Genomic DNA, 11,415 nt, shown 5'->3' on the forward strand with positions numbered 1-11,415 from the left:
AAGGTGATGAATATTATTGAACTTATAAAAGGCGACGTATATTTTAGTGCGCGGTATTTTGACTACAATCTCACAATTCCTTCAATAAGAACCTTTATCTATGATCGTTTTGATGAAAAGTATGGTCATGTGTTTATGGACGCAGAGAGTTATCTCGAAAGATCTTCGGGCAAAACCGATGTTGAATCCTATTGTATTTGTTATCCAGAGGGTAAAATTCGTGGCATATTGGATTTGAAAAATTTGATCGAATGGTTACAAGAAGAACATAGCCCAAAACTTGTGGGGAAATCTTTTCAATATGTAGCCTTATAATTTATTAATGTCCTTTATTGGAAGGTAAAAACTTAACCAACTTAACCGTATTATCATCACGCTTAAGTATTTCCAGCGGATAACCGTGCAGCTTTATACTCGTGCCAACTTCCGGTATCGTTTCCATAAATTCGATAATCAGCCCATTCAGCGTCTTCGGGCCTTCAGTCGGCAATTCCCATTGCATAAAGCGATTTAATTCCCTGACGGTGATATTGGCATCTACCACATGGCTACCATCACTTTGCATCCTGACCTGGGTATCATCAGTGATGATTTCGCCGACGATTTCCTGCAATAAATCATCCATCGTCACTAAGCCATGAACATCGCCGTATTCGTCCACCACGAGACCAACACGGACTTTATCTGCTTTAAATGCCAGCATCTGTGAATGCACAGGCGTGGTATCAGGGATAAAAACAGGTTTACTTAACAAGCTAATAATCGTCTGCTTGTCAAAATCTTCATGATTGATAAGAATCAACACCTTACGTAAGTGCAAAAAACCAATGATGCGGTCTACGCTCTTTTTGTAGACGGGTAAGCGGGTGTGTGGGCTGGTTTTAATTTGATTGATAATGTCTTCAAGTGGCAGTTCCAGGTCAATGCCCACGATTTCATTGCGCGGGGTCATGATGTCTTCAACCGTCGCCGATTCAAGCTCCAATATGCCCATCAACATTTTTTGATAACGGTGCGGCATGATGCCTTCGGCTTCGGCGATAACGACCTTTAACTCGTCTTTACTGAGCGTTTCCAGGCTGTGTTGTTTAACATCTACCTGAAACAATCGCAGCAGTAAGCTAACAAAGATGTTGACGAATTCGATGATTGGGTAAAACAGCTTGAGCAGAGGAACGTAAACCCATGCGGAAGGAAAAGCGATGGTTTCCGGTTTTACGGCAGCATAAGTTTTAGGAGTGGCTTCCGAAAAAATCAAGGTCACCAGGATCAGAATCCCATCAGCAATAAGCACGGCACTTTCACGTTCTGGATAAAGCCGGATAGCGATGATGGTAGCGACGGACGCGGCAGCAGTGTTGACGAAGATATTGCCCAGCAAAATCATGCCCAGTAACCGGTCAGGCCGTTGCAGTAGTCTTTGGGCTTTTATCGCACCCTTATGCTTGAGTTTGACTAAATGCCTGAGCCGATAACGGTTTAAGGCCATTAATGCCGTTTCTGAGCCGGAAAAAAAAGCGGAAAGAATAAGCATTAAAGCGAGTATGCCAAATAGCATACCCAGGGTCATATCGTTCAAAGCGGTCTCTGGGGAGTGAAAAACTGGTCTAGTGTCTACTAAGTGGAAATTTTGTCAAGCAGTGATGGAAGTCGGAGGGTTTTGTTATGGATTATTGCACTTCAGCCAGATGGTCAACAGGCACGCCCGACATTGAATTTATTCCTCCAACAAACTAAGCACAACTTCCTGCGCTTTCTGTTGATTGATTTTAAAGCCGCGCATTTCCAGTACGCCTTTTATATTCAAAGAGATAATGAGGTATAGCGCATCGGGATAAGCGGCGGCTTCCAGGTCGTGGATAGACGGTTGCGCGGGTGTTTTCGGGTGGGAATGGTAAATGGCGAACAGTTCTTCGCCTTGGCTTCGCATGTCGCTCATCGCGGCAATTTGTTGTTTGGCATCGAGCAGGAAACGCCGCTGCGGCTGTTCAGCAATGTTGGCTATGGGGTAACAAGTACTGGGAATGCCGTTTTTGCCGCCGACGAGGCCGCATATTTCGTAATCGGGCGATAATTGCGCCAGATGCAATAGCTGATTGGTCAGTTTACGGGGTATTTGGGTTTCGGTGGTTTGGAGCATATTAATTCCTTAGAGATTGCCAAACATAACGCTGGGTTTGAGGGCATTGTAAAAGTTTTTTTAACGCGGCGGTAGGAATTGTCCTGAAGTAACACGCGGTTGTCCTGCTAAATCGGTATGAGTTTGAACATTACAGTAATCCAGTGTTTTAAATAGGCTTTGCAGGTCTTCCTGTTGCTTATAACCATGCTCAACCAGCAAAAAACCGCCAGTTTTAAGCCTGTTACAGGCGGTTTCGGCAATTATTTTTATGTCACTTAATCCGTGTTGAGCAGAAATGAGGGCTGTCAGTGGTTCAAAACGCAAATCACCTTGTTGTAAGTGTTCGTCGTCTTCAGCGACGTAAGGCGGATTGCTAACGATAAGATCAAATTTGCCATCTGGAACACTATCAAACCAGTTACTTTGATAAAACTGGATATGTTCGACCTTATGTTTAGCGGCATTCATCTTTGCGATATGTAAAGCGGTTGGGCTAATATCGGTCGCGCTGACATTGATATGTGGACGTTCTGCGGCAAGCGTGATGGCGATAATGCCAGAGCCTGTGCCTAAGTCTATGGTTCTGCAAGGTTGGTTTGCCGGTATCAGAGCCAAGCTAAGTTCGATGAGCAATTCGGTATCTGAGCGGGGAATCAACACATCCGGCGACACTTGAAAATCCCGCGACCAAAATTCTCGCTTGCCCGTGATATAAGCGATGGGTTTGCCTTGTTGTCTTTGCTGCAATAAGTGCTTAAAAGCGGCTATTTGCTCAGGATGTAGCACTTTATCCGGCCAACTACGCAGATAAGTTCGTTCCTTACCCAATGCGGTGCAAAGCAGGACTTCCGCATCCAACAGTGCTGAATCTGATACCGTTTGTAGCGACGTTACAGCTTCTGCTAACACCGATTTGATGCTTTGCACAGCGGTTATTCATCACCCAGTTGTGTCAGCAATTCAGCTTGATGTTCACTTATCAAGGGTTGAACCACATGTTCCAGGCCGCCTTGCATGATGTCTTCCAGCTTGTACAAGGTTAAGTTGATGCGGTGGTCGGTCAAGCGGCCTTGCGGGTAGTTGTAGGTGCGGATGCGCTCGGAGCGGTCACCGCTGCCCACTTGTAGTTTGCGATTAAGGGACTGTTCGGCATGGTGTTTTTCCTGCTCGGCAGACAGCAGTCGGGAAGCCAATAAGGACATGGCTCGTGCGCGGTTTTTGTGTTGCGAGCGTTCATCCTGGCACTCGACGACCACGCCAGTGGGGATGTGGGTGATGCGGATGGCAGATTCGGTCTTGTTAACGTGCTGTCCACCTGCGCCAGATGAACGGTAAGTATCTACCTTAAGATCAGCCGGATTGATGTCGATAGCATCAACTTCTTCGACTTCCGGCATGATAGCAACTGTGCAAGCGGAGGTGTGGATACGACCTTGTGATTCGGTTTCTGGTACGCGTTGTACACGGTGTGTGCCGGATTCAAATTTGAGTTGCGAATACACATCGCGCCCCGAAACACGCAGGATGATCTCCTTATAACCGCCGTGTTCGCCCTGGTTTTCACTGATAATTTCAGTCTGCCAACCTTTTCTTTCGGCATAGCGTTGGTACATTCGGGACAGGTCGCCGGAGAAGATCGCGGCTTCATCACCGCCCGTTCCCGCACGGACTTCCAGGAAAATGTTGCGGGTGTCATTAGGATCTTTAGGTAACAGCAGGACTTGCAGTTCATGCTCAAGATTTTCGATGGTTTGCTCCGCTTCGGCAACTTCTTCCTTAGCTAATTCCCGTAATTCTGGATCGCTGTCATTAGCCATCTCAACAGCGGATGCTTTCTGGGCAAGGGCTTCGACACGTTTTTTGTAGACCTCAACCAATGGTGTGATTTGCGCGTATTCCTGGCTTAAGGCGCGGAATTTGTTCTGGTTATTTTGAATGCTAGGCTCGGATAATAGCGCCGCTATTTCATCGTAGCGTTCGCAAAGGCTTTCTAATTTGAGTTGTATGGAAGGTTTCATCAAGATTTGTTCAGTTTAAAAATTTCGTGTGCAGCGGCAATCACATCATGTCTTTCATTGGCAGCAGCATCACGGATTTGGGTGCTGGGCGTGTGGATCAGCTTGTTAGTCAGGCCGTAAGCGAGACGTGTCAGTGCTTCTTCGGGTGTACTGCCGTTTTTTAATAAGGCCAGTGCTTTCTGCAAGGCTTCGTCGCGGAGTTGTTCGGATTGCAAGCGGTAGTCGCGTATTGTTGTTTGGGCGTTCTCGGCGCGTAACCAGGTCAAAAAATAATCGACTTGGGTGTCGATAATCTCTTCGGCTTGCTCGGCGGCACGGCGGCGCGAATCCATATTTTGGTCGATGGTGTTTTGCAAATCATCGACGGTATACAGATACACGTCTCTAAGCTGCTCGACTTCCGCTTCAATGTCCCGGGGAACGGCGAGATCAACCATAAACATCGGTTTGTACCGACGTTTTTTCAAAGCACTTTCGACGCTGCCTTTGCCCAAAATGGGCAATTGGCTGGCCGTGGATGAAATCACGATGTCCGCTTCTGCTAGATGTGAGGGTATATCAGCTAAGGTGATCGCTACTCCGCTAAATTGTTCGGCTAGAGCTTGTGCCTTTGCAAGGGTTCGGTTGGCAATAATAATGCGACCTATGCCTTGTTGGCGTAAATGCCGTGCAGTAAGCTCGATAGTTTCACCAGCACCGATTAATAGCGCGGTTTGCTCCTTTAGATTGTCAAAGATCTGTTGGGCAAGTTGCACGGCAGCAAAAGCCACTGAGACTGGGCTGGAGCCTATTGCCGTATCGGTGCGGACTTTTTTGGCAGCGGTAAAAGTTTGCTGGAAAAGTCTGCCTAGATTTTTCCCCAAAGTGCCGGCTTCACAAGCCGATTGGTAAGCAGATTTCATTTGGCCGAGTATTTGAGGCTCGCCCAAGATCATGGAATCCAAACCGCAAGCCACTCGAAACATGTGCCGGATTAGCTGGTTATCGGCATGAGTGTACAAATAGGGTTTAAAGCTAGCGACATCAATGTTTTTGGTTTCTGCCACCCAATCAATCAGGAATTGCTCATTTGCGGTGTTGGTAGTGCAGTAGAATTCGGTGCGGTTGCAGGTAGACAGTATAGCGGCTTCGCTGATTTCGCGGACTTGCCGTAATTCTTTTAAGGACGCAAATAAGGTGTCGGCAGGGAATGACAGACGCTCGCGGATCGCAACTGGCGCGGTGTTATAATTGATTCCGACGGCTAAAAGTGTCATGAGCTAAAAAAATGAACGGATTGTGCAAATTGTAACAGATTTGGAAAAGAGGATTGAGTTGGACTCCATAGGCTAGTGTTATCAACAATATATGGCACAAAAAAGGTTTGCTTAATGGAAAAAGGATACGATGATCTGCTTAAGAAAGAATTATTGTTTATGAATGGCAGCAGCATTTTAAATATTTAGTAAGTATCTGATTAACTGTACAATAGTGTCAAAATAAATTAACAGTCTGAACCAATTGGGATTTCTGCTAATCTATGCGGGATATTTTGTGAATTAAAGATAGGATCATCTGTGTCAATTTTAAGATTGTTTTCAGTTATTTCCCTCGTTATTCTTGCGGCTTGTGCGACTGCGCCGGAGCAGACTGGTGTACCTAAAGCGGCTGAAAAATCGCTTGGGTTAACCAAGCCACTGAGTAAAAGTGAACATAAGGAAGATAAAACTTCCATTGATCCCGACGTGCTGTTTATGTTGATGACGGCGGAAATTGCCGGACAACGAGGTCAGTACGATGTGGCACTGGAAGGCTATCTGGAAGCCGCAAAGCGGGTTCATGATCCACGGCTTACCGAACGCGCAGCAATGATTGCCATGTACATGAAAGATGGCAATAAAACTAATGAAGCCGTCTCTTTGTGGCTGAAGCAAGATCCAAAAAATCTTTCTGCCAGAAAAATAGCGGCTCTTTCGGCACTAAAATCTGAAAATAAACAACAGTCTGTTGAGCAGTTGGACGGGCTTTTAAAGCAAGATCCAGCCGGTTTTGAAAAAACCTTGTTTGAATTGGCTGGCGCATTGCAAAAAGATGGTAGCGTCCCATTTATCTACGAGGTGATGGAAACCTTGTCGGTAAAGCATCCCGATCAAGCATCTATCTTCTTTATCCAGTCTTTGCTAGCGGCGGATATGAAGAACAAAGAATTGGCTGAAAGAAAAATCGAACGTGCCTTAAAATTACAGCCAGATTTGGATAAGGCTTTGATTTTACAAGCGCAAATGGCGGTTTATGCAGAAGATTTCAATCGTGCAGAAACCTTATTGCGAAATGCAGTCGCCAAATACCCTGATAACCAAAAATTTAAAAAACTGCTGGCGCAAGTACTTATCAAGGCTGCCAAGTACAATGAGGCAGGTGAGGTATATGAAACACTCGTTTCCAATGACCCCAAAGATTATGAAAGCCTGTTTTCCTTAGGCTTGGTGCATTTGCAATTAGACCATGACAGCAAAGCAGAAGATATTTTCAAGCAATTGTTAGGACAAGCTGAGTGGCGCAATCAAGCGAATTTTTATCTGGGTAAAATCGAAGAAAAGCGTGATAACACAGCAAATGCGCTGGCTTGGTTTGATAAAGTCACCGATGGACCATTCCAGTTTGAGGCCGCCGTAACGGGTATATCCTTGCTGGCTAAGGACAAGCAGTACGATAAAGCGGAACAACGTTTGAAAGCGTTGCCGAGTAGATTTCCCAAACAAAAGCTGCGTATTGTGTTGATTCAGGCGGAATTATACAGCCAGCAAAAGCAGCAAGAAAAAGCGTACAACTATTTGACTGGGGAATTGAAAAATTACCCAGATCAGGAGGAATTGCTTTATTCCAGAGCGTTGATAGCTGATCGTATGGGTAAGCTCGATGTCATGGAAGCCGATTTACAGAAAATATTGGCTAAAGTGCCGGACAATGTCGAGGCATTAAACGCTTTGGGTTACAGTTTGGCAGATAAAACCACCCGTTATGCTGAAGCGGAAACTTATCTCCATCATGCGTTAAGAATCAAGCCGGAAGAGGCGGTGATTCTGGATAGTTATGGTTGGCTAAAGTACAAAATGGGCAATTACCAAGCTGCACTAGACTATTTGCAAAAGGCGTACGATAAGCAACCCGAAAATGAGATTGCCGCCCATCTTGCCGAAGTGCTTTGGGTTTCAGGGAAGAAAGAGGAAGCTCAAAAACTCATTATGGATGCCTTAGGTAACGCACCTGATGATCCTTATCTGCTTGGATTTAAAAATAAATTCCTAAAATCAGATTCCAGTAAATAACGTGTTGCACCAACTATCAAAACAGCTAGGCACAGCTTCTTTTGTGCTGTTGTTATCCGCTTGCGCTAGCATATCTACCGTACCAAATGGGCATTATTCTCAGGTGGCTAGAGCGCATTTGTATGATATGCAAGAATGGCATCTGGAAGGGCGGGTAGCAATATCCTCGCCCAAAGATTCATGGTCAGCCAATATAGAATGGAATCATTTGCCTGATTCAGAAAAAATAAAGCTGTCTGGGCCGCTAGGTCAAGGTGCTGTGGTTATTGAACTCGTTGGAAATGTCGTCAAAATAGACCGTGGTGGCGGCAATGTGCAAACATCAAATCAGCCGGAGCAGTTCATTAATCAGCAATTAGGGCTGTTTGTACCATTGCAGTCATTGCGTTTTTGGGCGGTGGGATTGCCAGAAGCAGAGCAAAAATTTCAGGAAACTGACGATGGTTTTGTACAGAACGGCTGGTTGATCGCTTACAAAGAAATGCAGAAGACGGGTGCTGAAACCCTGCCACACAAAATGGCGGTCACGAATGACCATGCGAAGCTGAAACTGATTGTCGATCAATGGGATTTGAATGGCAAAAATGCTAAGTAATCAGGCGGCATGGGCAGAACGCTGGCCGGCATCTGCAAAATTGAATTTGATGTTGCGTATTGTAGGTCAGCGGGAAGATGGTTACCACCTCCTGCAAACCGTGTTCCAGTTTGTAGACTTATGCGATTGGCTGATTTTTCATCCAGTTGATAATGGCGAAGTGCGCCTGCTAAAGACCATTCCTGGCGTAGCAGAAGCGGATGATTTGACGGTTCGTGCCGCAAAGTTGCTCAAGGCCGAGACTGGCTGCGAATTAGGTGTACGCATCGAAGTGGAAAAGAACTTGCCTATGGGTGGTGGCTTGGGGGGCGGTAGCTCTGATGCCGCAACCACGTTAGTGGTGTTGAATGCCCTTTGGGGGTTAAATCTTCCCAAAGAAAAACTGCTCACGATGGGTTTGTCGCTAGGCGCAGATGTCCCAGTGTTCATTTACGGACATACATCCTGGGCCGAAGGGGTTGGGGAAAAGCTGGATAAAATTACCATTCCTGAACAATGGCTTGTAATCATAAAGCCAGATTGCCATGTGGAAACACGGGAAATTTTTTCCGCTAAAGATTTGACACGTAATAGTAAATCCATCACAATGATGGGCTTTATTAGTGGCGACCACCAAAACGACTGTCTTCAGGTGGTTTGTGAGCGTTACCCGCTGGTTAAAGAAGCTCTGCAAGACTTGTCGGCATTTTCAGAGGCAAGACTGACCGGAACAGGTGCCTGCGTGTTTGCACAGTTTGATTCGTACAATGCCGCCGCCGGTGCTTACCACAAGCTGAAAAGCAAGTGGGTTGCTTATTTGGCAAAAGGTGTCAATGAATCGCCTTTGTTTGCAAAGCTTAATGATTATCATACTAATATCGTGAATTAATGGGTCGTCGCCAAGCGGTAAGGCACGGGGTTTTGATCTCCGCATACCTAGGTTCGAATCCTAGCGACCCAGCCACTATTTCCGCATGGACTAAGAAAGACTTAGGAGAACTCGGATGAACGACACCGCAATGATGGTGTTTTCGGGAAATGCTAACTTGGCTTTGTCCGAGGGTATAGTTAAAAAGCTTAACATGCGCCTAGGAATGGCGACTGTTGGGCGCTTTAGTGATGGTGAGGTTGCTGTAGAAATTGAAGAAAACGTCCGTGGTAAGGATGTTTTTGTCATCCAGCCAACGTGTTCACCCACTAACGAAAATTTGATGGAGTTGCTAGTGATGATGGACGCACTTAAGCGTGCTTCTGCATCACGAATAACAGCAGTATTGCCTTATTACGGCTATGCTCGGCAAGATAGAAGGTCAAGATCGGCGCGAGTGCCAATCAGCGCCAAGTTGGTTGCCCAAATGATAGAGCAATCAGGCGCTAATCGGGTATTAACCGTTGATTTACATGCTGACCAAATCCAGGGATTTTTTGATATTCCTGTCGATAATGTCTACGCATCTCCGCTGTTATTGGGTGATGTATGGCGGCAGCAGTACAAGGATTTAATTGTGGTTTCGCCAGATGTTGGCGGGGTGGTACGGGCCAGGGCGCTTGCCAAGCGACTGGATGATGCCGATCTCGCCATCATCGACAAACGCAGACCCAAAGCCAATGTGTCTGAAATTATGCACATTATTGGCGATGTAGATGGTCGTACCTGTGTGCTGGTTGATGACTTGGTTGATACGGCAGGCACTTTGTGTCACGCAGCTACCGCATTAAAAGCAAACGGCGCTATTAAAGTGGTGGCCTATTGTACCCATCCCGTGTTGTCGGGTAATGCAATGAAAAACATTAACGGTTCGGTGCTGGATGAATTAGTGGTAACCGATACCATACCTTTGAGCGTAGAGGCCGCACAGTCTGAGAAAATCAGGCAGTTAAGCGTCGCTGAAATGTTGGCTGAGACGATAAGACGTATTGCCGTAGGTGAGTCAGTGAGTTCACTTTACGTTGATTGACTTTACGTCGTTTAAAGTTGTTGAGTTTAGAGTTTATAGAGCGCTTGAGGCGCGAGGTTGAGTTGAAATGTCAAATATATTTGAATTTGTCGCTGAAAGTCGTGGACAGTCAGGAACCACCGCAGCGCGAGGCGTACGTCGTCAAGGTAAAGTACCAGCAGTTATATACGGTGGTCATGCCGAGCCAAAAATGCTGGTGTTAAGCCATAACGAAGTGGTAAAGCATCTTGAGCATGAAGCGGTTTATTCGCATGTGTTGGATGTTACCGTTGATGGCAAAACCGAAAAAGCCATTTTAAAAGGCGTACAACGCAATCCTGCTAAATTCCAGATTCTGCATTTGGATTTTCAACGGGTCAGTATGAAAGAAGCGATTAAAGTGCATGTTCCGTTGCACTTTATTAACGAAGATACCTCTATTGGTGGCAAGAAAGGCGGCATTGCCACGCATTCTATGGTGGATGTCGAAGTGACTTGTTTGCCTTCGGCCTTACCAGAATACCTCGAAGTGGATTTGGCAAAGCTGGACATTGGTGAAACCCTCCATCTGTCCGATATAATTTTACCGAAAGGTGTCGAAATTGTGATATTGCACCAAGGTGCGGATCACGATTTGCCAGTCGCTTCGATGATGGCATCAAAAGCCAGCAAAGATGACGCTGCCGATGATGCTGAAAAAGCAGCAGCCGAGTAATGCGATAGACTGGCTATGATAAAACTTATCGTTGGCCTGGGGAATCCAGGTCAACAATACGAAAAAACCCGGCACAATGCCGGGTTTTTGTTTTTAGACAGCCTAGCTTCCGAGCGGTCTGGTGCTTGGTCAAATAAACCTGCATTTCAGGGTCTAATGGCAGAATGTACTATCGCCCGTGAAAAGATCTTGTTGCTTAAACCCCAAGCGTTCATGAACCGAAGTGGTCAGTCGGTTGGCAAAGTGGCTCGGTATTACAAAATTACGCCAGAAGAAATCCTCGTTGTTCACGATGAGCTGGATTTTGATGCAGGTGTTGTAAGGCTAAAGAAAGATGGCGGTCACGCCGGACACAATGGCTTAAGAGACATTATCGCACACCTAAGCGCAAAAGATTTTTACCGCCTACGCATAGGCATAGGTCGTCCTCCTGCGAAAGTGGTCGTTGCGGATTACGTATTATCAGCACCGTCCAAGAGTGATAGTCAGCTTATGCACTCAGCGATTGAACACGGCAAGGGGTTTATCGATCAAATCATTTCAGGCGACATAGCTGCAGTGATGAACACGATGAATAGCTAAATTTAAGGTGTTCGATTGTCCTTTGAGGTTCTCATCTACGAGATAAACAATGCGGCTATTTTTGAAATAGCGGTAAAACACCCAGCGGCGCAAAATCATCGGTTGACAGTTAGATGCCGATAAACCATAATGCCGCGCTTACAGAACATCGGAGAGGGT

General features: G+C 45.9%; 12 protein-coding genes and 1 tRNA gene. 8 read left to right on the top strand and 5 right to left on the bottom strand.

All coding sequences use genetic code 11. The annotated features are described in order from the left end of the window. Positions 1–6 precede the first annotated feature (6 nt). The gene (locus AC1YY3_RS05400; protein WP_481823153.1) at positions 7–315 is read left to right on the top strand and encodes a hypothetical protein; all 309 of its coding nucleotides are present in this window, start codon (positions 7–9) and stop codon (positions 313–315) included. Between the two features lie 4 nt (positions 316–319). On the opposite strand, the gene AC1YY3_RS05405 is transcribed toward AC1YY3_RS05400, so the two are convergent. The 5 genes from AC1YY3_RS05405 to hemA form a co-directional block, all read right to left on the bottom strand. Continuing rightward, the gene (locus tag AC1YY3_RS05405) at positions 320–1,579 is read right to left on the bottom strand and encodes an HlyC/CorC family transporter (protein WP_481823152.1); all 1,260 of its coding nucleotides are present in this window, start codon (positions 1,577–1,579) and stop codon (positions 320–322) included. A 138-nt stretch (positions 1,580–1,717) separates the two neighbouring features. Further along, positions 1,718–2,140: a M67 family metallopeptidase gene (locus AC1YY3_RS05410; RefSeq protein ID WP_481823151.1), complete on the bottom strand. Its 423-nt coding sequence runs from the start codon at positions 2,138–2,140 to the stop codon at positions 1,718–1,720. Between the two features lie 60 nt (positions 2,141–2,200). Continuing rightward, positions 2,201–3,049: a peptide chain release factor N(5)-glutamine methyltransferase gene (gene prmC, locus AC1YY3_RS05415; protein ID WP_481823150.1), complete on the bottom strand. Its 849-nt coding sequence runs from the start codon at positions 3,047–3,049 to the stop codon at positions 2,201–2,203. A gap of 5 nt (positions 3,050–3,054) precedes the next feature. Continuing rightward, complete coding sequence (prfA, locus tag AC1YY3_RS05420) at positions 3,055–4,140, bottom strand: peptide chain release factor 1 (RefSeq protein ID WP_481823149.1); 1,086 nt, start codon at positions 4,138–4,140, stop codon at positions 3,055–3,057. Further along, positions 4,140–5,396 carry a glutamyl-tRNA reductase gene (gene hemA, locus AC1YY3_RS05425; protein ID WP_481823148.1) on the bottom strand — a complete coding sequence of 419 codons (1,257 nt, stop codon included), beginning with the start codon at positions 5,394–5,396 and terminating at the stop codon, positions 4,140–4,142. The genes prfA and hemA overlap by 1 nt, the downstream gene beginning before the upstream one ends. A 300-nt stretch (positions 5,397–5,696) precedes the next feature. Between hemA and AC1YY3_RS05430 the strand changes: the two genes are divergently transcribed. The 7 genes from AC1YY3_RS05430 (at position 5,697) to pth (ending at position 11,256) form a co-directional block, all read left to right on the top strand. Continuing rightward, positions 5,697–7,448 (top strand): tetratricopeptide repeat protein, encoded by a 1,752-nt coding sequence (locus tag AC1YY3_RS05430; RefSeq protein ID WP_481823147.1) that lies wholly within the window; start codon positions 5,697–5,699, stop codon positions 7,446–7,448. A gap of 1 nt (position 7,449) precedes the next feature. Continuing rightward, positions 7,450–8,043: a lipoprotein insertase outer membrane protein LolB gene (gene lolB / locus AC1YY3_RS05435; protein ID WP_482194351.1), complete on the top strand. Its 594-nt coding sequence runs from the start codon at positions 7,450–7,452 to the stop codon at positions 8,041–8,043. Then, complete coding sequence (gene ispE / locus AC1YY3_RS05440) at positions 8,024–8,911, top strand: 4-(cytidine 5'-diphospho)-2-C-methyl-D-erythritol kinase (RefSeq protein ID WP_481823145.1); 888 nt, start codon at positions 8,024–8,026, stop codon at positions 8,909–8,911. The genes lolB and ispE overlap by 20 nt, the downstream gene beginning before the upstream one ends. Beyond that, positions 8,912–8,986: transfer RNA gene (locus AC1YY3_RS05445), tRNA-Gln, on the top strand. A gap of 40 nt (positions 8,987–9,026) precedes the next feature. Then, complete coding sequence (locus AC1YY3_RS05450) at positions 9,027–9,980, top strand: ribose-phosphate diphosphokinase (protein WP_481823144.1); 954 nt, start codon at positions 9,027–9,029, stop codon at positions 9,978–9,980. A 67-nt stretch (positions 9,981–10,047) separates the two neighbouring features. Continuing rightward, positions 10,048–10,674: a 50S ribosomal protein L25/general stress protein Ctc gene (locus tag AC1YY3_RS05455; protein WP_481823143.1), complete on the top strand. Its 627-nt coding sequence runs from the start codon at positions 10,048–10,050 to the stop codon at positions 10,672–10,674. A 15-nt stretch (positions 10,675–10,689) separates the two neighbouring features. Next, complete coding sequence (gene pth, locus AC1YY3_RS05460) at positions 10,690–11,256, top strand: aminoacyl-tRNA hydrolase (protein ID WP_481823142.1); 567 nt, start codon at positions 10,690–10,692, stop codon at positions 11,254–11,256. Positions 11,257–11,415: the final 159 nt, after the last annotated feature.

This window comes from Methyloglobulus sp. (assembly GCF_964779595.1).